The organism is Lentzea sp. NBRC 102530 (assembly GCF_030269365.1).
GTDB lineage: Bacteria > Actinomycetota > Actinomycetes > Mycobacteriales > Pseudonocardiaceae > Lentzea.
Genome location: NZ_BSTF01000026.1, coordinates 65,960 through 89,638 on the forward strand (window position 1 = coordinate 65,960; position 23,679 = coordinate 89,638).

Consider the following 23,679-nt stretch of genomic DNA (forward strand, 5'->3'; position numbering starts at 1 on the left):
AGGCGCCGCCGCGCGGAAGAGACCGGCCGGATCAGCCGCTGTGACAATCCCGACGCAGGTCAGCCCTGTTTCGGCGCGGGCAGCACGGCCGGCGCGCGCAGGGGGGCGTAGCGGAAGAGGAACGCGTAGAAACCGCCTGCCAGAGCGGCCATGCAGAGCAGGAGCGCGGTGAGGCGGCGGCCGACCGGGAGTCCGACCGGGACGGACGCGGCGGAGGACACCATCTCACCGCCGGTGTTGACGATCTCGACCGTCTCGCCCTTGGAGTGGCCACAACCGTCCAGTTTGGCCTTCTTCTTCTCGCCGTTCGCGTCCCACTCGACGGTGTCCATCCCGGAGCCGCACGACCCGCTCTCGACGACGGTCGCCATGACCGGCGGAGGGGGTTCTTCGGCACCGAGAACCTTGGCGGGCACCAGAAGCGCGACCGCGACACCTATCCCGACCAGTCCGACGACCAGCAGGATGAACACCCATCTGTCCGGGCTTCGCGGAACCGCCACACTGCGATGTTCGCAGACGCGGCGGCCCGCGTGGAGCCCAGGTTTTACTTCGGCAGCTGACGGAGCTTCTCGACCTTGACGGTCTTGCCGTCGGACACCGTGCCGGTCACCGCGACGAGGTCACCGTTGCGCGGCTTCTCGGTCACCGAAGACAGGTCGAGCGGCGTCTGCAGGCCGTCGACCTGCACCAACGTCGCGTTGTTGCCGTTGACGTCCTTGACCGTGCCGCGGGCCTGCGCCTTCGCCAGCGCCACGTTGAGCGCCTTGCCGTCCTTGACGCGCACGGTCACGCGCTGGTCGGCCTTGAGGCCCGCGAGGTCACCGCCGCGCAGCTTCGTGGCGCCGTCAGTGGTCAACGACACCTCGCCGCCGTCGTCCTTGGTGATCACGAGCTTGCCCGTCTCGACGCTGTTCACCCGGCCGACGACGAGCGTGCTGTCCTTGAGCTCGGCCTTGCCGGGGCCGCCCTTGCCGGGACCGCCGGGGTGGCGTTCGGCGAACGCCGCGGGCGGGCCGTCGTGACCCTCGGCCGCAGTCGCGACGGCGATGCCGCCCACGGTGAGTCCGACGGCCGCGACGATGGCGCCGGCCCACGCTGATTTCTTCGACATGCGCCCCAGGGTGCGCGCGCAATCTGAGGGCCAGCTGAAGGCGAGTCGCCCGAAGCCGGGATGATCAGCAGAATGGAGGGGTGTCCGCCAGGGTGTTGGTGATCGAGGACGCCGAGGCGATCGGCGCCGCGGTGTCGTCCGCGTTGCGCGAGTCCGGGTACGAGGTGCAGCACCGCCTGGACGGGCGCCAGCTGGAGACCGACCTCGGCCGCTTCCGCCCGGACCTGGTCGTGCTCGACGTGATGCTGCCCGGCCGCGACGGGTTCCAGCTGCTCGAGGTCATCCGCCGGTCCTCCGGCGCGGGGGTCGTGATGCTGACCGCGCGCGACGGCGTGCCGGACCGGTTGCGCGGGCTCGCGGGTGGTGCCGACGACTACGTGGGCAAGCCGTTCGTGCTCGCCGAACTGGTCGCGCGGGTGTCCGCGGTGCTGCGCAGGCTCGGCCGCACGCCGTCGACCGTGCAGGTCGGCGACCTGGTCGTGGACGCCGACGCCGGGGTCGTGATGCGCGCAGACCAGCCGATCGAACTGACCGCGACCGAACTGCGGCTGCTCGTCTACCTGGCCGCGCAGCGCGGGCGCGTCGTGTCGAAGACGCAGATCCTCACGGCCGTGTGGGGCTACGAGGACTACGACCCGAACCTGGTCGAGGTCCACGTCAGCGCCGTGCGTCGCAAGATCGAGGAACACGGCACACGGCTCGTGCACACCGTTCGCGGCCTTGGGTACGTGCTGCGGGCCGAAGAATGAACCTCCGCACGGTCTCGTTGCGCCGCCGCGTCGTGGTGTCCGTGCTGCTGGTGCTGTTCCTCGTGCTGGTGGCGCTGGTCATCTCGGTCGACCGGACGTTCGCCACGCAGTCCTCCCGCGACGTCGACGGGGTGCTGGTCAACACCGAGAACCGCGCGGTCGAGATGCTGAAGAACGGTCGCCGCCCGGCCGAGGTCGTCGGCCTGCTGACCAAGCGGAACGTGCACGTCACCATCGAGCAGCCCAACGGCACCACGATCGGCGTCAAACCCGACGGGCAGTTCGAGGCCCGCAACCGCGTCGTCGGCCGCAACAAGATCACCTTCTACGCCGACACCGAGGCGATCTCGAACGCGCAGCACCGGTTGCGCAAGCTGCTGCTGATCCTGGGCCTCGTGGCGATCGGGGTCACCGGCCTGCTGATCGTCGTGGCGGTGCGCAAGGCGTTGGCGCCGCTGGACGCCATGACGTCGCTGGCGCAGTCGATCGCCGCCGGGCATCGCGGCGGGCGGCTGAACCCGTCGCGGACCGACACCGAGCTGGGCAGGACCGCGGCCGCGTTCGACGGGATGCTCGACTCGCTGGAAGGCTCCGAGCAGCGGACGCGGCGGTTCGTCGCCGACGCCGCGCACGAGCTGCGCACACCGATCACCGGCGTGCAGGCCGTGGCCGAGGCGTTGGTGCAGGCTCCCGTCGACTCGCCGGACCGCGACCAGATGTCGTTCCTGCTGGTGCGGGAGGCGCGCCGGGCCGGGCGGCTGGTCGACGACCTGCTGGCGCTGGCGCAGCTCGACGCCGGGTACGAGATGCAGCGCGAGTCCGTCGACCTGCTCGGCCTGGCCGAGGCCGAGGTGGCGCGGACCCGGTTCGTGGCCCCGGACTTCGACATCGCCGCCGAGGGCGTCCCGGTCGCGGTCGTCGGGGACGGGCAGCGCCTCGCGCAGGTGCTGGCGAACCTCGTGGACAACGCGCGGCAGGCGACCGGTCCTACCGGGACGGTCCGCATCAGGGTCGACCTGACCGGGTTCACCGTGTCCGACAACGGCCCCGGCGTGCCGGACGCCGAGCGGGAGCGGATCTTCGACCGGCTGGTGCGGCTCGACGACGCCCGCGACCGGCGTTCGGGCGGCTCCGGGCTCGGGCTCGCCATCGCGCGGGGCGTGGTCCGGGCGCACGGTGGTGACCTGACCTGCGAGCCGTCGGCGTCCGGCGCGGTCTTCCGGGTGCGGCTGCCTGCCGTCAATCCGGTCGCCACACCAGTCGTTCTCTGATTCCATCGACGGCGTGGACGTCGACGTGGTGGTGCAACTGGTCAAGACGGAGTGGACGAAGGACTCCCGGGGCGGCGCCGAGGCGACCCGCCGCACCGCCGCGCCGGTCGGGTTCGCGCTGCCGCACCTGAGGCCCGCCGTGCACGAGATCCGGTTGAGCGAGCCCGACTTCACGCCCGTGTGGGAGAAGGAGCGCGATCAGATCGACCGGATCACGCTCACCCTGCGTGAGGAGGACGACGTGCTGTCCGTGCAGCTGCAGGACACCATGATCGCCACGCCCCGGCGGTGGAACCGGCCGTCACCGGTCCGGCTGGCGCGCGGCGAGTGGGTGCGCTGGCAGCTCAACCACCGGTGGGCGAGGCCTCGCGACGGCGGCTGGAACTACCTGTTGACCACGCTGAACCTGGTCTACGGCACGCCCTCGGACGTGAAGCTGTTCCTCGGCACGCCGACGCGGCACGTCGACGAGCAGACCCACCTGCGTTAATCCAGTCGCTCCACCGCAGTGCTCTTTGGTTGCATCGTCAGCGTGGACGTCGACGTGGTGGCGCAGTGGGTGAAGACCGAGTGGACCAAGAAGTCTCGCGGCATGCCCGGTGCGGCTCTGCGCAACGCCGCGCCGGTCGGGTTCGTGCTGCCGCACGTGTCGCCCGCTGTGCACGAGGCCTGCCTGTACGAGCGGTACGACTTCAAGCCGTTGTGGTCGGATGAGAGCGACGAGCTCGACCGGTGGACGGTGCAACTGCGTGAAGACGACGGCGTGCTGTCCGTGCAGCTCCAGGAGACCGTGTGGAACAGGCCCCGGCGGTGGACCCGGCCGGCGCCGGTCCGGCTGGCTCGCGGTGAGTGGGTGCGCTGGCAGATCAACCACCGGTTCGGGCGGATGTACGACGGCGCGTGGACGTACCGGCTGACCACGTTGAACCTGGCGTACGGCACGCCGACGGACGCGAAGGTCTTCCTCGGCACGCCCACCCGGCGCGTGGACGAGCGGATCCACCTCAGCTAGATCAGCCGACCGCCGCGGGCGTCGCCGCGAAGGTGTTGCAGGCGTCCGTCGAGTTGGCCTTGAAGCCCGCGCCCGCCCACTGCGCCTGGTTCTTCGCCGACCCGTGCGCGTTGTTCTCGGGGTCTTCCTCGATGGCGTACTGGAAGTCCTCCTGGGCGGAGCGCGCGAGGCCCGCCGTCACCGAACCGCGCCCGGCCGCCGCGGCGAGGAACATGCCGGCGAAGCAGTTCGCCTGCAGCTCGATCCGCCGGGACATCTCGAGGCCCGCCGGGGTCTTCTCGCCCGCGTCGGTGATCTTCAGGTCCGCCGCCCGCAGCAGGCCGGTGAGCGCCTGCACGTGGTGGCCGTACTCGTGCGCGAGCGTGGCGAGGTGGGTCGCCGGGGCCTCACCGCCGCCGTTGTCGCGCAGCCGGGCCGTGGGCATGTAGATCGTGCGGTTGCGGCCGCAGTAGTACGCCACCGCGTGGTCCGATTCCGGGGCGGCGCCGCACGGGCCGTCCTTCAGCGTCGGCGAGGCGTCCAGGACGGGCTTGTCGAACGGCAGGTTCGCGGCCTGCAGCACCGGGCCCCACGCCGCGTCCAGGCAGTCGACGCCCGCCGCGTAGTACGCCGCCAGCTGCTCGTCCGCGACGCCGAACTGCGGCAGCGCGCACGTCGCCGGCGCGATCGTCGCCGGCTTGACCAGCAACGGGTGGTCGGCCAGCCGGTAGACCGCACGGGGGCGGATCGGCGTCGACGGCTCGGTCGGCGGCGTCGACGCGGGCTTCGACCCCGCCAGCGCGTGCCCCGTCACCACTCTCGGGCGACTCAGTTGACCGATTCCGAGGACGAACGCGACCACCAGCACGAACACTCCCGCGAGCAGGACAGGGTTGTTCTTGGCCGGTGGGGTCACGCTCTCCCCTTCCTAGGAGACGGCTCCTGCGTCGGCGGCCCAGGTGTTGCACTCGGACGCCTTGTTCGACTTGTAGCCCCGGTCCACCCACGCCGCGTTGTTCTGCGGCGTGCCGTGGTCCTTCGTCGGATAGATGTCGTAGTCGCCGCGGTTGCCCGCGTCCGTCAGCGCCACCCTGATCACGTCGAGCGGGATCGCTCCGTGCGACAGCGGGGCCAGCGACATGCCTCCGAAGCAGGTCGCCTGCAGCTCCATCCGGCGGTTCAGGTCGAGGCCCTTCGGAGTATCCCACCCGCCCGCGTCGTACTGCGCGCGGTCCGACGCTTTGAGCATCCCGGTCAGCCACTGGATGTGGTGGCCGTACTCGTGGGCGAGCTGTCCGAGGTACTTGCCGGGGTGGTTCGGGTTGTTCGGGTTGCGCTCGGCGGCGTAGGCGTTGGCCGTCCAGTAGATGCCGCCCTGGCAGTACCGGGCCGTCTGGTCCGGGCGCACCGTGCCGCACGGGTACTGCGCCTGCTCGGTGATGATGTGCAGCTCAACGGGCTGGTACGGCAGGTTCGCCGCCTGCAGCGCGGGCTTCCACATGTTCTCGATGCACGGCAGCGCGGCGCGCAGGAAGTTGTCCTGGCCCGCGGGCGAGTAGTCCATCGGCGGCAGCGCGCAGCCCGAGATCGTGTTCGCGCCGAAACCCGGCTTGAGGAACGGGTGGTCGGCCAGCGCGTACACGGCCTTCGGTCCCGCGGGCGTCTGCGGGGCGGAGGGCGTCCGCGACGACGGGGCGCGCGGGGCGCTGGTCGACGGTTGCGCCGGCTCGGTGGTCGTGGGGAGCGTGAAGGTCGGGCTGTACGTCGTGTAGTTCGAGTAGCCCGTGTCCTTGACCTTGCTGTTCAGCGTCGCCGCGAACAGGCCGACGGCGCCGAGGCCGAGGACCACGACACCGCCCAGGACGAGGGCGACGATCGGTCCGCTGCTCTTGCGGCGCGGCGGCGGGAACTGGCCGTAGCCCTGCGGACCCCACTGCGGGTGCGGCGGGGGCATCACGGGGCCGGGAGGAGGCGGGCCGTAATAGCCCGGCGGTGGACCCTGCGGCATGCCCTGCGTGGGCGGGCCCTGCGGCGCGTTGTACGGGGGTGGCGGGCCCTGCGGCGGAGGACCCTGCGGCGGTCCCTGCGGCGGTGGCGCGCCGTACGGGCCTTGTGGCGGACGCTGCCCGAGCGGTGCGGGCATCGGTGGCGGGCCGACCGGGCGCGGCGGCGGCCAAGTGCCCGGCGGCGGTGGTTGCGTCATCGCCTGAGGTCCCCCCATTGATCGTCCTGGGTCGGGTACGAGCATAGGCGGACGGAGATCGCGTGTCCCCCGACCGGGCTAACGCGTCCCGCCCACGTCGATGAGACGCGCGGGCCGGAGGTTCGGTTCACGAGACGTCCCCCGCGCTCGCCGCCCACGTGTTGCACGCCTTGATGTTGTTCTGCTTGTGGCCGTGCATGACCCACCTGTCGTTGTTGGGTGCACTGCCGTGGTCGGGCCTGCGGTCGTAGTCGCCGCGCTTGCCCGCGTCGCTCAGGCCGGTGTTCACGACCTCCATCGGCACGACGTTCTTGTGCGAGAACGGCGCCAGCGTCATCCCGCCGAGACACGTCGCCTGCAGCTCCAGCCTCCGGTTGAGCTCGAGCCCCTTGGGCGTGTCGAACCCGCCGACGTCGTACTGCGCCTGGTCGGCCGCCCGCATCATGCCCGTCAGCCACTGCACGTGGTGCCCGTACTCGTGGCTGAGCTGCCCGAGGTACACGCCGGGATGCCGCACCGTGGTGCCACCCTCGTTGGCGTAGTAGTTGCCGGGCCAGTAGATGACGCCCCGGCAGAACATGGCCGTGGCGTTGTTCTGCCGCGACCCGCACGGCGTCTGCGTCGTGCCGGTGAACACCTGCAACTCGGCCGGCTGGTACGGCAGGTTCGCGGCCTTGAGCGCCGGCTGCCACGCCTTCTCGATGCACGGCAGGGCCGCTTCGAGGAACCGCTTCTCCCCGGCGGGGCTGTATTCCATCTGCGGCAACGGACACGAGTCGAAGTCGTTGGCGCCGATGTTCGTGCTGAAGATCGGGTGGTCGGCGAGCTTGTAGACGGCCTTCGGTCCCACCGGCGTCTGCTGCGTGCTCGTCTGCCGTGTCGGAGTGGTGGGGCGGGTGGTCGTCGTGGTGGTGGTCGTGGCCGCCGCGGACGTGTAGGTGGGGCTGTAGGTCGTGTAGCTCGAGTAGCCGGTGTCCTTGACCTTGCTGTTCAGGGTGGCCGCGAAGACGCCGATCGCGCCCAGGCCGAGGACCACCACGCCGCCCAGGACGAGGGCGATGATCGGGCCGCTGCCGCTGCGGCGCGGTGGGGCCATCGGGTAGGGCGGCGGGGCGAACGCGCCGGGGTGGCCCCAGTTCTGGTGGTGCGGGGGGACGGCCGCCCGGGGTGGCGGCATGACGGGGCGCGGTGGTGGAAGCGGGGCACGGCCGGGAGGTGGGGCGTACCTGGGAACGGCCGGTGGTGGGGCGTAGGCAGGTGGCGCGCCCACGCCGGTTGGCGTGCCGTATGGAGGTGGGGCGCCCAGGGCCGGTGGTGGGGCGTACGGAGGAGGCGCTCCCACGGGAGATGGCGTGCCATGAGGAGGAGGCGGCCCCATCGGCGGGCGCGCTCCCGGCGTCGGTCCCTGGGCTGGACGAGAGGGCAACGGGTGGCCGGGCCTGGGCGAGGACATGGGCGGCGGGCCCACCGGGCGTGGTGGCGGTCGGTTGCCCGGCGGCGGTGGTTGCGTCATCGCCGAAGATCCCCCAGATGGCGTCTGTTCGAAAGTCCGCCGGAGCATATGAGGACTCCGCTATTGTCCGCAGCCGTGTTGAAGAACTGGGGTGCGGCGGTCCTCGTCGCCGCCGCGCTGACGTCCGTCGGGTCCGTCGTGACGGCGGGTGGCGCGCTCGCGCAGCCGCTTCCCGGGACGGTCAGCACCGAGGTGCGGATGAAGCTGGAGCGGGACGCCCGGCTGTCCGTCACCGAGACGGTCCAGGTGCCCGAGGGCAGGACGGTGCGCAGGACCGTCCCCTTGCGACTGGCCGTCGGCAACGACCTCGAGCGCCAGTACCAGGTCACCGACGCCAAGGTCGACGGCAAGGGCAGTGCCGGCACCGGTGACGACACGTTCAGCGTCACGCTGGAAGGCACCTCCACGCTGACCTACACGGTCGTCGGGGCGGTCGCGCCGGTCGGGGACACGCTGGAGGTCCGCTGGCAGGTCGCGGGTGGCTGGGACGCCGAACTCGACCGGGTCGCCGTGTCGTTCTCGGCGCCGGACTCGCCGACCTCGGTCAACTGCCTCGCCGGGCCCGTCGGGTCGTCGCAGCCGTGCACGAGCGCGGACCTCGCGGACGGCAAGGGCGTGCGCGCGCAGGAGATCAAGCTCGCGCCCCAGGAACGCATCGACATCGCGATCGGGCTGACGGCCGGGGTCGTGCCGCCGAACGCGGTCGTGGTCGAGCAGTCGGGGCTCCTCGCCGCCTTCGCGCTCACACCGATCAGCGCCGTGGCACTGGGCGCGCTGCTGGTCCTCCTGCTCGGCGGCGTGGCGTTGCTCTGGTACCTGCGCGGCCGGGACGCCGCCGCGCTCGCCGGTGAGGTCGGCGCGGTGAGCGTCCTCGTTCGCGACGAGCAGAACCGGGTCGCCTTCGCGTCGCCGGACGGCGTGCTGCCCGGGCAGGTCGGCACGGTCGTCGACGAGCACGTGGACGTCGTCGACGTGACCGCCACGGTGATCGACCTCGCCGTCCGCAACTACCTGTGGATCACCGAGACCGACGGCCACGACTGGCAGATCGTGCGCCGCAATCCCCTCGACGCCTCGCTGTCCGGCTACGAACGGGCGGTGGCCGAGGCGTTGCTGCCGCCGCACGTGGAGGCGGTCAGCGTCGCGGAGCTGCGCGGCCGGCAGATCGACCTCGCCGCCGTGCGCGACAAGTTGTACGAGGACGTCGTCGAGAAGCGCTGGTTCGTGCGCCGCCCGGACGCCGAGCGCACCAAGTTCTGGTGGGCCGGAATCGCGCTGGCCGCAACGGGCGTCGTCGCCACGGTCGTGCTCGCGCTCACGGTCGGCAACGCCCTCTTCGGACTCGCCGTCGCCGTCGGCGGGGTGGCGCTCGCGCTCGGCGCGCGGTCCATGCCCGCCCGCACCAAACGCGGCAGCGAACTCCTCGAACACGTCCGCGGCCTGCGCGGGTACCTCCACGGCGTGACGCCGGACGACGTGCCCGAGGCCGACCGCGAGCTCGTCTTCTCCCGTTCGCTGCCGTACGCGGTGGTGCTCGGCGAGACCGAGCGCTGGCTGACGACGTTCGGGCAGGGCCAGAACCAGCAGGACCTCTACTGGTACGGCAATGCGACCGACTTCCGCCGCAGCTTCCCCGCGTTCCTCGGGGCGCTCGACGGCGTGCTCGCCCAGGCGGGCCACCTGCGATCGCTCCGGGCGCCGAACCCGTAGGCTTGCCGCATGGCCTCACCCGAACTGCACAGGTTCACGTTGCCCAACGGCCTGCGGGTGGTGCTCGCCCCCGACGCCGGCGCACCGGTCGTCGGCGTCAGCGTGCACTACGACGTCGGCTTCCGCTCCGAGCCGGAGGGGCGCACGGGTTTCGCGCACCTCTTCGAGCACCTCATGTTCCAGGGCAGCGAGAGCCTGGAGAAGCTGGCCCACTTCCGGCACGTGCAGTCGTCGGGCGGCACGTTCAACGGGTCCACGCACCCGGACTACACCGACTACTACCAGGTGCTGCCGAGCGCGGCCCTGGAGCGCGCGCTGTTCCTCGAAGCGGACCGCATGCGCGCGCCGAAGATCACCGAGGAGAACCTCCGCAACCAGATCGACGTGGTGAAGGAGGAGATCCGGCTCAACGTGCTCAACCGCCCGTACGGCGGGTTCCCCTGGATCCTGCTGCCGGCGGTGCTGTTCAAGACGTTCGCCAACGCCCACAACGGCTACGGAGACTTCGTCGACCTGGAGAGCGCCACGGTCGACGACTGCGCGGAGTTCTTCGACACGTACTACAGCCCGGCCAACGCCGTGCTGACGGTGGCGGGCGACCTCGACGTCGAGGCCACGAAGACGTTGGTGGAGAAGCACTTCGGCGACGTGCCCGCCCGGCCGCGCCCGGAGCGCCCCTCGTTCGCCGAGCCCGCCCCGCAGGGCGAGGTCCGCCACGAGCACGGCGACGCGCTGGCCCCGCTGCCCGCGATCGCGATCGGCTACCGCGTGCCGGACCCGGTCACCGACATCGACGGCTACCTCGCGTACCTGGTGCTCGCCGGCGTGCTGACCGACGGCGACAGCTCGCGCCTGCAGCAGCGCCTGGTGCACCGCGAGGGCATCGTGATCGACCTGAACGCCGGCTGCGGCCTGTTCGGCCCGCTCGAGGCGCGCGACCCGGACACGTTCAGCATCACCGCGATCCACACCAACGAGGTCTCGCCGGACCAGGTCATCGCGGCCATCGACGAGGAACTGCAGAAGCTCGCGCAGGAGCCGCCGTCGGCCGAGGAGCTCGCGAAGGTCACCGCCCGCTGGGCCTCGACCATGCACAAGGAGCACGACCGGCTCACGAACCGCACGCTGGGCCTCGGCTCGGCGGAGCTGCTGTTCGGCCGCGCCGAGCTGATCTACGAACTGCCCGAGCGGATCGCGTCGGTGACCGTCGACGAGGTGTCCGCCGCGGCCAAGGCGCTGCGTCCCGACTCCCGCGCCCTTCTCTTCGTCAAGCCCACCGGAGGAGCCCAGTGACCGCCTCGATTTCCTCTCCGGGGAACAAGACCCACCGGTCCGCCGAGGAGATCGGACGCACCGAGATCGGCCCGCGCCCGCTTCCCGAGCTGGGCAGCCAGAAGCCGCCCGCCAAGCTGTCCTCTGTGGACTCGACGCTGCCGAACGGCCTGCGCGTCATCGCGGTGCACCGCCCGAACGTGCCGATGGTCGAGGTCCGGCTGCGCGTGCCGTTCGCCGACCCGTCCGGCACGAGCGTCGGCTCGCAGCACTCCGCGATCGCCGAGATCCTCGCGAACACGGTCCTCACGGGCACCGGGACGCGCTCGCGCGTGCAGATCGACACCGAGCTGGCGCTGGTCGGCGGTGAACTCGACTCCGTGGTCGACCCGGAGCGCCTCAGCTTCACCGGCAACGCCCTCGCGTCCGGCTTCGGCACCGTCCTCGACGTGCTGAGCGACGTGCTGACGAACGCGTCGTACCCGGCCGACGAGGTCGAGCGCGAACGCGGCAGGCTCGTCGAGCGGATCACGATCGCCCGCTCGCAGCCGAGCGTCATCGCCCGCGAGGCGCTGCAGAAGGTCCTGTACGGCGACCACCCGTTCGCCAAGGAGATGCCGGAGGCCGACGAGGTCGCCGCCGTCTCCCGCGAGGACGTCGCCGCGTTGCACGGCAAGGCTTTGCTGCCGCGCGGCTCGGTGTTCGTGGTCGTCGGCGACGTCGACCCGGCGCAGGCCGTCGAGCAGGTCGGCGCGGCCCTGGGCACGTGGCAGGGCGACGGCGAGGCCGTCCAGCTGCCGCCGCTGCCCGAGGTCAAGGGTGGTGACGTGGTGCTGGTGCACCGCGCCGGTGCCGTGCAGTCGCAGATCCGCCTCGCCGCGCAGTCGATCCCGCGCACCGACGAGCGCTACCCGGCGTTGCAGCTCGCGAACCTGGTCTACGGAGGGTTCTTCTCCTCGCGGCTGGTCGAGAACATCCGCGAGGACAAGGGCTACACCTACAGCGCCCGGTCGCACCCCGAGTTCACGGTGCACGGCGCGACGCTGCTGATCGACGCCGACACGGCGTCGGACGTCACGGCGGCCGCACTGCTCGAGACCCGCTACGAACTCGCCCGACTCGGCCTCGTGCCGCCGTCGCAGTCCGAAGTGGACACCGCGCGCAGCTACGCCGTCGGCACGCTGCTCACCAGCACGTCGTCGCAGGGCGGCCTGGCGTCGTTCCTGGTGAACCTCGTCGGCCTGGGTCTGGGCCTCGACTGGCTGGTGGAGCACCCGCAGCGGCTGCAGGCCGTCACGGTGGAGCAGGTGGCGCAGGCGGCGCTGGACTTCTTCGCCCCGGCCAACTTCACGGGCGTGCTCGTCGGTGACGCCGAGCAGCTCAAGCCGAAGCTCGCGGCCCTGGGCGGGGTTTCGTTCCAGTGAGTTTCGAACTGATCGGTCTGCCCGCGCTCTCGCGGTCAGCGATCGACCGGGCGGAGCCGTTGCGCGGCGACGAGGAGAAGCTCGCCGCGCTGTGGCCCAAGGCCAGGATGATCGTCGTGGACACCCGCGGCCGCACCCTGGTCGCGGACCGCGGCACGCGGCTCGCGGACCGTCCCGCGACCGAGTTCGGCGACCTGCCGCCGGTGAACGCCGTCCTGCTGGGTGAGCAGGACGGCGTGGCGTACTTCGCCGTGCTGATGCCCGCCGAGGACGGCGAAGCGACGCCACCGAGCCGTGCCTGGGGGCCGGTGGAGCTCACCGACGAACCGCAGTGGCTCGACCTGCGGCAGGCCGGCGCGACGCTGGAAGACATGTGGGCCGGTCTCTTCACGACGGCCGCCGCGCTGTTCCAGTGGCACCGCCTCGGCAAGTACTGCGCCAAGTGCGGTGCGCGCACCGTGCTGGAGAAGTCGGGCTGGACGTCGGTCTGCTCGGGGTGCGGGCGCGAGGAGTACCCGCGCACCGACGCCGCCGTGATCTGCCTCGTGCACGACGGCGCCGACCAGGTGCTCGTCGCGCGCGGCCCGGAGTGGCCGGAGGGCAGGTTCTCCGTGCTGGCCGGCTTCGTCGAGGCCGGCGAGTCGCTGGAGGCCTGCGTGGCCCGCGAGATCTGCGAGGAGGTCGGGGTCACCGTGCGCGACATCCGCTACCTCGGCTCGCAGCCGTGGCCGTTCCCCCGGTCGTTGATGATCGGGTTCGAGGCCGTGGCCGACCCCGCCGAACCGCTGCGGCTCGCCGAGGGCGAGATCGCCGAGGCCAAGTGGGTGTCCCGCGCGGACGTGCGCAAGGCGATCGACGAGCCGGGCAGCGTGCCGGGGCTCGGGCTCGCCGGGGGCGCGTCGATCGCGTTCCGGATGTTGCAGAGCTGGTCCCGGGCTTAGGGCCGGTGTCGGGCCCTGGGCGAACGCTCGCGTCCGGCGTCACGTCCGCGCCGGCCGCGAGCGTTCGTTCCGCACGCGGGTGAGCCAGCCCGCGTAGGAGTGCCAGCCGACCTCGGGGAACTCGGCGTGCAGCGCCGGCAGGTCCAGGTCGAGGCCGGTCCCGGTGAAGTAGCGGAACATCGCGGCCAGGTCGGGGGAGTACCGCTCCGCCTGGTCGTCGGCGACCTGCACGAACTCGGTGCCGCGCAACGCGGCCATCTCCGGGCCGGTCACCAGGTCGCTCGCCAGGTCGACGCGGCGGCGGTGCAGGCGGGCCGGCTGCTCGAACGACAGGGCGGCCATCGCGGCGATGTCCTCCGGTGCCACGACGTGCAGCTTCAGCTCCGGTGGGATCGGCAGGGTGACAGGGCCCTCCGCGGCCATGAACGCGGCGGGGCCGAGGATCGTCCAGTGCGGGTGGCGGGCGGTCAGGTGCCGTTCGACCTCCGCCTTGGTGTCGAAGTGCGGGATGCCGGTGCCGCGGTCGGCGTTGGTGGCCGAGGTGAAGACGACGTGGGGGACGTGCCTGGCCGCGTCCACCGCGGCTTCGCCCCTGGCCACCTCGTCCTGGCTGCTCAGCGGGGTCATCAGGAAGACGCCGTCCGCGTCGGCGAAGGCGGCGTGCAGGGAGGCGGGCTCGTCGAAGTCGCCGTGGACGTCCCCCGGGCCGGCCGGGTTGCGGGTCATGCGGCGGACGTCGTGGCCGCGTCCGGTCAGCAGGCGGGCGACCGCGCCGCCCTGCGTGCCGGTGGCGCCGGTGACGACGATCGTCAAAGGTTTCATGCTCAACATTTGAGGATGAAAATATCGCGCCGTCAAACCTGTTTTAGGATGAGGCGGTGACGGAGCCGATCTACTCGTGGCTGTACGCGCAGCAGGGCGTGGACGCCGTGACGGCCGCGATCGGGCGGCGGATGGAAGCCGAAGCAGGGTGTTCGCTGCTGGAGCACGCGGCGCTCTTCCGGCTGCACCACAGCGGCGGGCGGCTGCGGATGTCCGAGCTGGCCGAGCTGCTGGAGGTCAGCCCGTCCGGTGTCACCCGGCTCGTCGAGCGGCTGGTCGAGCGCGGCTGGGTCGCGAGGGAGCAGCCCGCGGACAACCGGCGGCTGGTCATCGCCGTGCTCACGCCCGAGGGCGAGGAGATGTGCCTGGGGACGACGGCGCCGGTGTACCGGGCGTCGCTCGCCGAGGAGTTCACCGCGCTGCTGAACGACCGCGACCTCGCCGACCTGCGGCGGATCGGCCGCAAGCTGCTGGAGGGTCACGGCCGCTGGGACGTGCAGCGGTTCGCGCCGTCAGAGGAGTGACGGCAGCAGGTGTTCCTCGGTGACCACGAGACCCGTCGTCGCCATCGTGCCCGCGAGGTCCGGGTCCCAGCTCGCGGGTTCCGGATGCGTGTTCAGCGTGGGCAGTTCGACGCCGCGCGCGATCGACGTCGCCACGGCCTCGCGGTAGTCGGCCGCGGACATGCGCCACGCCGTGCCGCCGGTCCAGGCGAGGACCTCGTTGGTGACGCGCAGTCCGTCGGGCGTGAAGTCGTTGTGGCACAACACGGTCTTGCCGTCGAGGTGATGCTTGGCCTGCGGGGTCAGGCCGTGCGGGAGGACCATCAACGGGCCGGGCACGCCCGACTCCAGCAGGCGCGGGCTGCGCACGACGGTGATCTCGTCGGTCTCGAGCGTGTCGTCGAGCGTCAGATAGCCCTGTGACGTCAGCACCGGGTCCGTGTAGGCGTCGGGCAGCACGCCGGAACGTTCCCAGTCGGTGCCGGCCAGCTGCAACGCCTTGGTGAGCACGCGGGTGAGCGGGCGCCCCTCGTCGAGGTCGTTGCCCGCCAGGGCGAAGCGGGTCGTGAACCGGCGCGGCTGCGGCCGGAGCTTCGCCAGGATCGCCGCGGCCTGGTTCGCGATCATCGGCAGCACGGGCTGCGGGATCTTGCCGTAGCGGCGGACGTGCTCGATCCACGCGGCGGCCCAGGGTTCCTGCAACAGGCCGTGTTCCCGCAGCGCGAACTTCAGCACGGCGTCCGCTGTGGACGATTCCTCGGTGCTGGACAGCGCGATCGGCCTGCCGTGCACGGATTCCAGGACCTCGGGCAACGTGCTGCCGTGCGCGCGGACGTGTTCGTCCAGGCGTGCCAGCGAGATCTGCCGGCGAGCCGGGTGCGCGACGGGCTTGCGCAGCAGTTCGCCGAGGACGATGGCGGTGCGGGCGTCCTCCACGCGGAAGCTGAACGCCGACCGGCCGCCGCCCTCCACGGTCTCGCGGGCGAGGCGCCAGAACTCGGCGAGTTCGGGGGAGTCCAGGTTCACGCGCTCAACCTAAGCCTTGACAGAAGGCCCCGGTGAGGGGACTCTCCCTAACCATGAGCGTTCTGCCTAATCGTGATAGGCAAGCCGAACGGCGTGAGGCGACCAGGCGCGAGATCGTCGACGCCGCGTGGGAGATCGCGCGCCGCGACGGCCTGGCCGCCGTCACGTTGCGCGAGGTCGCGGCCATGATCGGGATGCGATCACCGTCGCTGTACTCGCACTTCGACTCGAAGAACGCCATCTACGACGCCATGTTCGGGCAGGGCTGGACCCGCTACCTCGCCGAGATGCGCGAACGGCCGTTGCCCGAGCGGCCGAGGGAGGCGGTGCTCGCCATCGCCGAGCACTTCTTCGCGTTCTCCCTCGCCGACCCCGCCCGCTACCAGCTGCTGAACCAGCACGCGATCCCCGGCTTCACCCCGTCGGAGGCCGCCTACGCCCCGTCGGTCGAGGTCATCGGCCTGCTGCACGAGACCATGCGCGGTCTCGGCGTCACCGAGCCCGCCGACATCGACCTGTTCCTCGCGCTCTGCGGCGGCCTGCTCGACCGCCAGCTCGCCAACGAACCGGGCGGCGACCGCTGGCTCAGGCAGCTGCCGCGCGTGATCGACATGTTCGCCGACGAGATCGGCCTACCGGGACCCACCCTCAGGAGTTCGAGATGACCACCGCACTGGCCGCCAGACCCAGAACCTCCGCGCTGGAGCGCGACACCGCGATGCGGCTCGCGGCGACCGAGTACGACCGGGCGATCGCGCTGCTCTCCGGCCTCGAGCCGGACGACTGGGCGAAACCCACCTGCTGTCCCGGCTGGGACGTGCGCGCGATGGCCACGCACGTGCTCGGCATGGCCGAGATGTCGGCGTCGATGCGCGAGAACCTGCGCCAGGTCAGGGCCGCCCAGGCCCGCGCCGGCGTGTTCATCGACGAGCTGACGGCGCTGCAGGTCGAGGAACGCGCGGACCTCACCCCGGCCGAGATCGTCGCCAGGCTCACCGAGGTGGCCCCGAAGGCGGCACGGGCCCGCCGCCGCATGCCGTGGTTGCTGCGCGGCCGCCGCATGCCCGGCACCCAGCGCGTCAACGGCGCCGACGAGGCCTGGACGCTCGGGTTCCTGTCCGACGTGATCATGACCCGCGACCCGTGGATGCACCGCACGGACATCGCCCTCGCCACCGGGAAGCCCCTCGACCTCACCGCCGGGCACGACGGGGTGCTGGTCGACGACGTCGTGCGCGAGTGGCTCGCCCGGCACGGCCGCCCGGTCGCGCTGACGCTGACCGGGCCGGCGGGCGGCCGGTGGGGCGACGGGCCGGAGCTCGAGTTCGACGCCGTCGAGTTCTGCCGCGCCATCGGTGGCCGCGGCAGCGCCCCGTTCGGCACCGAGGTGCCGTTCTGAACCCCGACTACGGGTCGATGCGGTCCAGCGCCGCGCCGTCCCACGTCGTCTGCGTGCACGCGACGCCCCGCCCGTTCTTGGGCCGCAGCACGTCGTAGATGTGCATCCGCGGGATCTTGTCCGACACTCCCCAGCCGCTCGGCCAGGTGATCACCCAGTCCATGTCGAGGTCGACCAGCAATCCCAGCATGCGCGCGATCGTCGGGTCGTCGAGCCGTTCGAAGGCCTCGTCCAGCAGCACCAGGCGCAACGGGTCGAACTCGTCGCTGACCGCGTCGTAGAAGCTCGCCGCCGCCGCGAACAGCGTCACGTACGAGATGAGGCGGGTCTCGCCGGACGACAGCTGCTTGAGCCGTCGTTCGCGCGGGCCTCCGTCGGGGCCGGTGTCGGCGACGGTGACGGTGAACTGGTGCCACGTCCGGTAGTCGAGGGCACGCGACAGGATCTCGGCGTAGCCGCCGGAGTGCGCGTCGCGTTCGTTCTCGATCCGCTCGGTGAAGACACGGCGCAGCGTGGCGTCCTGCTCGGGCGTGCGTTCGCCGAACGGCAGCCGCACCAGCGCAAGCGCTTGCCGGGTCGCGTCGTCCAGGGCGCTCGACGACTTCCAGGCGAGTTTCACGTGCACGCCCTGGCTGGAGCGGGCCTGGCCGAGCACCTCGTTCATCCTCTTGGTGAGGTCCTCGGCGACGGTGATCTGGCCGCGCAGCCACTCGGCCAGGTCGCGGATCAGGTAGTCGGCGAAGATCCCCTGGTACTGCTCGTCGAGGAACCCGCGCTGCTCGGTCAGCTTCGTCGTCACCTGGCGGGCGGCGACGGCGACGGGCTTCGCGCCCTCCTCGCCGGTCACCGTGACGGTGAGCAGGCCCGCGTGCTGTTCGGCGGCGATGTCGTGGCTGCCGGCCAGTGAGGTCTGCAACGCCTGCAGCTTCGCGATGACGGTGGCCTCGGTGCCGCCGCGCCGGTCGGGGGTGTCGGCGACGGTCTGCCGGACGACGGCTTCGAGGGTGGTACCGGTGGGCTGCGCGCCGTCGCCGGTGGAGTCGGTCATCTGCGGGAAGGCCGCCGCCACCAGGCCTGGCGCGCGCACGGTGGCCGTGAAGTTCGCGGTCGCGCGGCTCAGCGCGTCCTCCGACTCGGCGACCTGCGTGGAGTTGGTCTCCAGCAACGCCGCGAGCTTCGCCGCCTGCTCCCGCGCGGTCGTGATGCTCTCGCGCACGCCCTTGAGGTCCTCGCGCATCTTCTTGCGCGACTTCTCCAACGACGTCAGCTGCTCGCTGATCTCCCTGGCCTCGCCGCCGACCGCGTCGGTCAGCTCGGCGAGCGTCCCGGCCTGGGCCGAGTGGTCGACGCACCGGCTGTCGGCGTCGGCCTCGGCGGTCTGCCGGTCGGCGACGGCCTCGTGGTAGCGGTGCGAGGCGTCGGTGAGGTCGGAGATCGTGCCCTGGCACCGCCTCTTGACCGCGTCACCGAGCAGGTCGGCGGTCCGCTGGGCCTCGGCGGCCGCGGCCTGGGCGGCGCGCAACGCCTCCGTGTCGGACGACAGGTCGGCGTCACCGGCCTGCCGGGTCAGCTCCGACCGCGCGGCTTCGAGCCGGGACTGGGCGTCCTCCAACGCTTCCCGCAGCTCGAACGTGCGCTGCTGCGAGCGCGCGGCCGACTCGTCGGCGGCCTGGACGCGGCTGTGCTTCGCGATCAGCTCGCCGTCGGCGGGGAACGCCGCGAGGTGCGCCTCCCAGGTGGCGACGTGCTCGTGGGCGCGGGCGAGTTCGTCCTCGGCGGTGCCGAGCTGGCCGCGCAGATCGGCCAGTTCCTCCTCCAGGGCGACGATGCGGCGGTCGCGCGCGGCCTGCCGGGCACCCGCGCCGATGAACTCGGCCTCCGGCTTGGTCCAGCGGCCGGTCAGCACTCCCGTGCGCCAGTCACCGGTCGTCGTCATGTCGTCCAGCGACACCGCGCGCAGCAGGTCCGCGACGAACGCCTCCGGCACCGGCGAGCCCTCCACCGCGGGCACCAGGTAGTCGGCGAGCGAGCGCCCGTCCACGGCCGGGCGCGGCACGGCCAGCACGTCCTCCAGCGAGGCGTCGGCCGTGCTCACCCAGGCGTCCAGCAGGCCGCTCGCCTGCAACGCCGCTTCGAGCCCGGCGCGTTCGTCGTCGGTCAGCGCCGGCACGAAGTCGACCAGCCGGTAGAACGGAGCACCCGTGGCGGCGTTGCGGTCCGCGGACGTGTACTGGCCCGGCACCGGCACGCGTTCGTCGCCCGAGCGCAGGCCGACGAGTTCCTCGTCCAGCGTGTCGAGGCGGGCGCGGAGTTCCGCGCGCTGCTGGGTGAACGCGTGCGCGGCGTCGCGGGCCGCCTGCACGAGCGGACCGGCCCACTCGCGGGCGGCGGTGCTCAACGCCTTGGCGGCGGCCGGATCGGCGGTCTGCGGCAGCACCAGGGCGTCGGCGGGACGGTCGTCCCGCAGCGGGCCGCTCGTCGTCCACACCTCGACCTGCTCCAGCCAGGCCTGCACGACCTCGGCCAGTTCCTGCATCTCCTGGTTGCGCAACGACGTCGCCTCGGTCGCGCCGAGCTGGGCGTCGCGGGCCTTCTGCCGCAACGACTCCACCTCGCGGTGCTGCGCGTCCAGGGCGAGGGCCTGCTCGTGCAACGCCAGCGCCAGCGCACCTCGTTGGCGGGCCAGGGAAGCGATGCCGGAGGTCTGGTCGATCACCGACGACAGCGAGGCCAGCACGTCCTCGGTCGCGGCGGCGGGCGGCACCCGGCGTTCGATCGGCAGCGGCCCGGCCTCGGGATCGGGCTTGGCGCGCACCGAGTCCGTGGTCACCGTGGCCTCGGCGGCCGGCACCTGCGGCACCTGCGGTGCGAGGTCGGCGTCCATGCCCGCCAGCCGCAGGTTCTCCCGCAACGGCTCGCTCAACGCGTCCGCTGCCTGGAGGTCCTCGGCGAGGCGGCGCAGCAGCCGCAGCACGTTGTCGACGGCCGCGTCCTCCTGCGCGCGCTGGCGGTGCGCGGTCTCCAGCGCGGCGACGGCCGAAGAACGCTTCTCCGCCACCAGGTTCTCGCGCGTCTTGAGGTCCTGGAGGTCGCGGAACGCGGGCAGCTCCTTCAGCGCCGCGATGGTCTCCTCGGCCTGCTGCTCCCCGGTCTCCATGTCGGTGAGCGCCTGCTCGGACGCCGAGCGCTCCATCCGCGTGAGGTCGAGCTCCTGGCTGAGCTTCGCCTGCTCGCGCCGCAGCTTCGTCACCGACTTCTCGGCGGCCTCCAGCCGTTCCGACGCCGACCGCAACCCGCCGAACGCGTAATCGCTGTAGGTCTTGAGGAACGTCGTCAGCGCACTGTCCGCGGAGGACAGTCGCACGATGTTCTCGCGGATCGACTCCAGGTCGTCGAACGACGTCGCGAGCTGCTCGACCATCGCCTGGTCCAGCGGCGGCAGGGCGTCGGACAGGATCTGCTCGAGCTGGCCCTCCAGCACCTTCAGGCCGACGTCCGGGTTGCGCAGCGTTCGCTGCAGGTGCAGCAGGTCGCCGTACCGCGCGGCCGGCACGCCGTAGACGGCATCGGCGATCTTCGCGCGGAACGCCGGTTCCTCGAACATGCAGTCCGCGCCGATGAGATCACGCAGTTGCGCCGGGCCGTGCGGGACGCGTTCCGGGCCTGCCAACTGGAGTTCCGTGCCGACGCGCATGGGCGTGACGAACCGCCACGAGTCCGTGATGGCCTGCGAGGTCTTGGACGCCTTCACGCCCAGACCACACGTCAGGTACTCGTTGCCGCTGTGGTCGGCGGCCTCGCGGATCAGCTCGACCCACGCGTAGCCGATGCGGTTCGGGCCGCCGTCGTAGTCGTCCAGCATCAGGCGGCGCAGGCTGACGGTGTCGAAGCCCTTCGAGCCGAGCTGGCGCAGGTCGCCGTCGAGGCACAGCGGGAGCAGCAGCTCCAGCGTGCGGGACTTGCCGGAACCGTTGGTGCCCTGGAAGATCGCGCGGCCACCGGAGAAGTCGAACGTCTGCTCGGTGTACTGCCAGATGTTGACCACGCCGCCGCGGTGCAGCCGCCACCTGCTCATGAAACGTTCTCCTCGTCGAACAGGGACCAGCTCGGTACTTCGCGCACCACAACGGGTTCGGGTTGTTCACGTTCGCGTTCCGGGTCGCCGTCGGGCGAGGGCAGCCAGCGGTGCGCCGCCGCGCTGACCGACCACGAGCCGTCGTCCAGCCGCACGGCCAAGCCCATGCGCCGAAGGAGTTCCGTCACCTCGGCGACCAGCCGGTCGAGGTCGTCGGTGAACTGCTTCGACCACGCCGCGGGGTAGTCCTCGACCAGCCCGGCGCAGACCTCGCGCAGCCGTTCGGCCGTGACGACGTACCGGGCGGGCGCGTCCTCGTCCTCGCCGTCGACCAGGTCGGGCAACGCCAGCAGCGTGATGCGCGCGACCGTCGAGACGCCGGGGAACGACAGGTCGGTGAGGAAGTCCTCGGGGTCGGCGGCCAGCACGCCCTCGACGCGGCACTCGGTGTGCAGGCCGAAAGCCTGCTCCAGCAACGCCGTCTCCTTGCGCTGGTTGCGCCGCAACCACTCCGCCTGCTCGTCCGGCAGGTCCGCGTACAGCACCAGCGGCGTCTCGACGAGCCTGCGCCGCACGGCGTGCTCGACGCCGCGCGGGCCGGGGCGTGCCGCGAGTTCGACCAGGTGCGCCGGGGACGTCGCCTCGCCGACCGGGCCGGTGACGAGCTGGCCCAGCAGGTCGGTGTCGATCGTGATCAGCGCTTCCTGCGGCAGCAGGTCCTGCGCGACCGAGCCCTCGGTCTCGTGCAGCACGCCGAGCGAGACGAGGTGGCGCAGCGCGGCGGTGAGCGCCCGGCGTTCGCCGACGTCGTCCGGTGCGTCGATGCCTGCTTCCGCTGCGGCGGAACGGATGTCGGCCACGAGCCTGGACAGCAGCGTCTGCCGGCCGATGCCGGTCAGCACCGCGAGCGTGAGCGCCAGGTAGGCGTAGCCGCGCGGGGACATGCTGAGCACGCCGCGCGTGTCGTCGTCGCCGGGCCCGGACTTGTAGAGGCGCGCGAACCGGCGTTCCACGACCAGCCGGTACCCGAGCAGGCCCGCGAACAGGTCCTGCAGCACCGCGCGGTGCCGGTAGACGAGGCTGAGCAGTTCGCCGTCGGGGCCGTCGCTGCGCAGCAACGGGCGGCGCAGCAACGTGCGGGCGCAGCGCACGACGTTGGCGGCGTCGATGTCGGAGAGGTTGTCGAAGTGGTTCATCGTTTCAGGGCCACCGTGGCGTCGTGGAGGGTGAGCGTCCCGGCGGCGGAGCGGATCTGCGTCGTGGTGCCGTGGGCGATCTCGAGTCTGAGGCCGCGCACCGGGTCGCTGGCCGACCCGCTGTCGTTCGGCGAGTCGCGCTGGGCCATCGCGAGCGTCAGCAGCTCGCAGAACACCTCCAGCGCGCCGTGCGTGAGCGTGGTGTTCTCCAGGTTCCCGGCGGCCTGCGTGAGCTCGGCGACGTGCCGGGCGCGGATCTCGTCGGCCTCCCGCGCCTCGGCCAGCAGCGACTGCTCGGTCATCGGGTCGTCGAGGATCCTGGACGGCCTGCCGCGCCCGCCCCGGTCACCCCGGGTCCTGACCGACACCGTCACGTCGCAGACCGGGCCGTCGCGCCACGGCGTGCGCTCGTTGTCCGAGTCGTGCTCGGGGGCGGGGGAGAGGTGCCGCGCGCTGTAAAGCCCGAACGCCGAGGCGTAGATCTCGTGCGCTTCCTCGCGGGTCGAGTTCTGGAACCAGCCCGCGAGCTTGAGCAGCTCGGCCCGGCGGCCCGGCAGCAGACCACCACCGGACGTCGCGCGCTTCACGCTGGCCAGCAGGCTGCCGATGGCACGGGCCGTCGCCTCCCGAAGCGCCGTGACCTGGCTCGGACGGCCAGGGCGGTCGACGAACCAGTCCGTCAGCTCCTGCCAGTCCTCCGGGGTGCGGCCGCGGGCGCGTTCCACGTTGTGGCCGAGGTCGGTGCCCAGCAGGCGGACGAGTTCGGAGCGCGCCCTGGTGAGTCCGGCCAGGGCCGCCGCGATCGGGGGCGTGTACTTGAGGACGTCCTCGACCACCCGCTGGATGTACTCGACCAGCAGGTTGCGGAAGCCCGCGATCTCCTCGGGCGCCAGGTGGTTCCTCGTGACGACCTGGCCGAGGTAGGCGTAGAAGTCGCGGACCGTCGCCGCGAGTTCGGCGTGCTGGAGGAACAGCGTGGTGACGCGTTCGGCCAGCAGCTCCTTGGTCTTGTCGCCCTCGTTGAGCAGGGCGACGCTCAGGCTTCCGCCCAGCTCGTTGAGGCCGCGTTCGATCGCGGGGAGGAGTTCGCGGGAGACCTCGCGGGCGCCCTCGGGGACGCGCAGCAGCTCGTCGACGTCGCGCTGGACGCGGACCGCGAGCTTGGAGACCTGGTAGCGGACGCTGCCGTGCTGGAACTCGGCGATGCTGGCCGCGACGACCTCGCGCCGGCCCTGGACGAGGTTGCCCCACTCGACCAGCTGCTTGAGGCGGTTGATGACGTTCTCGATGCGGCTTTCGCCCTGCTCGACGCGGCCCTCGCGCTCCTGCCCGGCCAGTGCTCCGGCGACCTCTCCGGCTGAGAGGTCGGCGAGCAGCGTGGAGGTGAACAGCCGCATGATCGCCAGGTACGTGCGCTGGTGATCGCGCGCGTCCAGGTAGGCGTACAACTTCAGCCGCTTGTGCTCCACG

21 protein-coding genes are annotated in these 23,679 nt (G+C 71.8%); 11 read left to right on the forward strand and 10 right to left on the reverse strand.

All coding sequences use genetic code 11. The features are described from left to right. Positions 1-59: 59 nt before the first annotated feature. Positions 60-503, reverse strand: a complete 444-nt coding sequence (locus QSK25_RS41695) for a hypothetical protein (RefSeq protein WP_285646858.1) — start codon at positions 501-503, stop codon at positions 60-62. A 44-nt stretch (positions 504-547) separates the two neighbouring features. Further along, complete coding sequence (locus tag QSK25_RS41700) at positions 548-1,114, reverse strand: single stranded DNA-binding domain-containing protein (RefSeq protein WP_285646859.1); 567 nt, start codon at positions 1,112-1,114, stop codon at positions 548-550. Between the two features lie 80 nt (positions 1,115-1,194). On the opposite strand from QSK25_RS41700, the gene QSK25_RS41705 reads away from it, so the two are divergent. Genes QSK25_RS41705 through QSK25_RS41720 form a run of 4 tightly spaced genes read left to right on the forward strand, consistent with a single transcriptional unit; the run spans position 1,195 to position 4,146 of the window. Next, positions 1,195-1,863: a response regulator transcription factor gene (locus QSK25_RS41705; RefSeq protein WP_285646861.1), complete on the forward strand. Its 669-nt coding sequence runs from the start codon at positions 1,195-1,197 to the stop codon at positions 1,861-1,863. Continuing rightward, the gene (locus QSK25_RS41710) at positions 1,860-3,134 is read left to right on the forward strand and encodes a sensor histidine kinase (protein WP_285646862.1); all 1,275 of its coding nucleotides are present in this window, start codon (positions 1,860-1,862) and stop codon (positions 3,132-3,134) included. The genes QSK25_RS41705 and QSK25_RS41710 overlap by 4 nt, the downstream gene beginning before the upstream one ends. Before the next feature lie 13 nt (positions 3,135-3,147). Further along, positions 3,148-3,624, forward strand: coding sequence for a hypothetical protein (locus QSK25_RS41715; RefSeq protein WP_285646863.1), 477 nt, complete (start codon positions 3,148-3,150; stop codon positions 3,622-3,624). A gap of 42 nt (positions 3,625-3,666) precedes the next feature. After that, positions 3,667-4,146: a hypothetical protein gene (locus QSK25_RS41720; RefSeq protein ID WP_285646865.1), complete on the forward strand. Its 480-nt coding sequence runs from the start codon at positions 3,667-3,669 to the stop codon at positions 4,144-4,146. 1 nt (position 4,147) lies between these two features. Here the strand turns inward: QSK25_RS41720 and QSK25_RS41725 are convergent, their stop codons facing one another. From QSK25_RS41725 to QSK25_RS41735, 3 genes are all read right to left on the reverse strand, one after another. Continuing rightward, positions 4,148-5,041 carry a neutral zinc metallopeptidase gene (locus tag QSK25_RS41725; RefSeq protein WP_285646866.1) on the reverse strand — a complete coding sequence of 298 codons (894 nt, stop codon included), beginning with the start codon at positions 5,039-5,041 and terminating at the stop codon, positions 4,148-4,150. Between the two features lie 12 nt (positions 5,042-5,053). Next, a complete protein-coding gene (locus QSK25_RS41730; RefSeq protein WP_285646867.1) occupies positions 5,054-6,328 on the reverse strand; it encodes a neutral zinc metallopeptidase in 1,275 nt (424 codons plus the stop codon). Between the two features lie 127 nt (positions 6,329-6,455). Next, positions 6,456-7,505 carry a neutral zinc metallopeptidase gene (locus tag QSK25_RS41735; protein ID WP_285646868.1) on the reverse strand — a complete coding sequence of 350 codons (1,050 nt, stop codon included), beginning with the start codon at positions 7,503-7,505 and terminating at the stop codon, positions 6,456-6,458. Positions 7,506-7,916: 411 nt separating this feature from the next. On the opposite strand from QSK25_RS41735, the gene QSK25_RS41740 reads away from it, so the two are divergent. From QSK25_RS41740 to nudC, 4 genes are read left to right on the forward strand one after another with little or no spacing between them, the layout of a single operon-like run. After that, the gene (locus QSK25_RS41740) at positions 7,917-9,551 is read left to right on the forward strand and encodes a DUF2207 domain-containing protein (RefSeq protein WP_285646869.1); all 1,635 of its coding nucleotides are present in this window, start codon (positions 7,917-7,919) and stop codon (positions 9,549-9,551) included. Between the two features lie 9 nt (positions 9,552-9,560). Then, positions 9,561-10,844 carry a M16 family metallopeptidase gene (locus tag QSK25_RS41745; RefSeq protein ID WP_285646870.1) on the forward strand — a complete coding sequence of 428 codons (1,284 nt, stop codon included), beginning with the start codon at positions 9,561-9,563 and terminating at the stop codon, positions 10,842-10,844. Beyond that, the gene (locus QSK25_RS41750) at positions 10,841-12,247 is read left to right on the forward strand and encodes a M16 family metallopeptidase (RefSeq protein ID WP_502881951.1); all 1,407 of its coding nucleotides are present in this window, start codon (positions 10,841-10,843) and stop codon (positions 12,245-12,247) included. The genes QSK25_RS41745 and QSK25_RS41750 overlap by 4 nt, the downstream gene beginning before the upstream one ends. Next, the gene (gene nudC / locus QSK25_RS41755) at positions 12,244-13,188 is read left to right on the forward strand and encodes an NAD(+) diphosphatase (protein ID WP_285646871.1); all 945 of its coding nucleotides are present in this window, start codon (positions 12,244-12,246) and stop codon (positions 13,186-13,188) included. The genes QSK25_RS41750 and nudC overlap by 4 nt, the downstream gene beginning before the upstream one ends. Positions 13,189-13,227: 39 nt before the next feature. On the opposite strand, the gene QSK25_RS41760 is transcribed toward nudC, so the two are convergent. After that, positions 13,228-14,010, reverse strand: a complete 783-nt coding sequence (locus tag QSK25_RS41760; RefSeq protein ID WP_285646872.1) for an NmrA family NAD(P)-binding protein — start codon at positions 14,008-14,010, stop codon at positions 13,228-13,230. 56 nt (positions 14,011-14,066) lie between these two features. Between QSK25_RS41760 and QSK25_RS41765 the strand changes: the two genes are divergently transcribed. Next, positions 14,067-14,534 (forward strand): MarR family winged helix-turn-helix transcriptional regulator, encoded by a 468-nt coding sequence (locus QSK25_RS41765; RefSeq protein WP_285646873.1) that lies wholly within the window; start codon positions 14,067-14,069, stop codon positions 14,532-14,534. On the opposite strand, the gene QSK25_RS41770 is transcribed toward QSK25_RS41765, so the two are convergent. Further along, entirely contained in the window at positions 14,523-15,539 is a 1,017-nt protein-coding gene (locus QSK25_RS41770; protein ID WP_285646874.1) for a DUF2399 domain-containing protein, read from the reverse strand. The genes QSK25_RS41765 and QSK25_RS41770 overlap by 12 nt on opposite strands. A gap of 53 nt (positions 15,540-15,592) precedes the next feature. Between QSK25_RS41770 and QSK25_RS41775 the strand changes: the two genes are divergently transcribed. Both QSK25_RS41775 and QSK25_RS41780 read left to right on the forward strand, forming a co-directional pair. Further along, positions 15,593-16,204, forward strand: a complete 612-nt coding sequence (locus tag QSK25_RS41775; RefSeq protein WP_285646875.1) for a TetR/AcrR family transcriptional regulator — start codon at positions 15,593-15,595, stop codon at positions 16,202-16,204. Beyond that, positions 16,201-16,938, forward strand: coding sequence for a maleylpyruvate isomerase family mycothiol-dependent enzyme (locus tag QSK25_RS41780; protein WP_285646876.1), 738 nt, complete (start codon positions 16,201-16,203; stop codon positions 16,936-16,938). Before QSK25_RS41775 ends, QSK25_RS41780 begins: the two co-directional genes overlap by 4 nt. Before the next feature lie 7 nt (positions 16,939-16,945). On the opposite strand, the gene QSK25_RS41785 is transcribed toward QSK25_RS41780, so the two are convergent. From QSK25_RS41785 to QSK25_RS41795, 3 genes are read right to left on the reverse strand one after another with little or no spacing between them, the layout of a single operon-like run. Further along, entirely contained in the window at positions 16,946-21,013 is a 4,068-nt protein-coding gene (locus QSK25_RS41785; protein ID WP_285646877.1) for a TIGR02680 family protein, read from the reverse strand. After that, on the reverse strand, positions 21,010-22,209 hold the full coding sequence (locus QSK25_RS41790) for a TIGR02678 family protein (RefSeq protein WP_285646878.1): 1,200 nt from the start codon (positions 22,207-22,209) through the stop codon (positions 21,010-21,012). Before QSK25_RS41790 ends, QSK25_RS41785 begins: the two co-directional genes overlap by 4 nt. Continuing rightward, entirely contained in the window at positions 22,206-23,678 is a 1,473-nt protein-coding gene (locus QSK25_RS41795; protein WP_285646879.1) for a DUF2397 domain-containing protein, read from the reverse strand. Before QSK25_RS41795 ends, QSK25_RS41790 begins: the two co-directional genes overlap by 4 nt. Position 23,679: the final 1 nt, after the last annotated feature.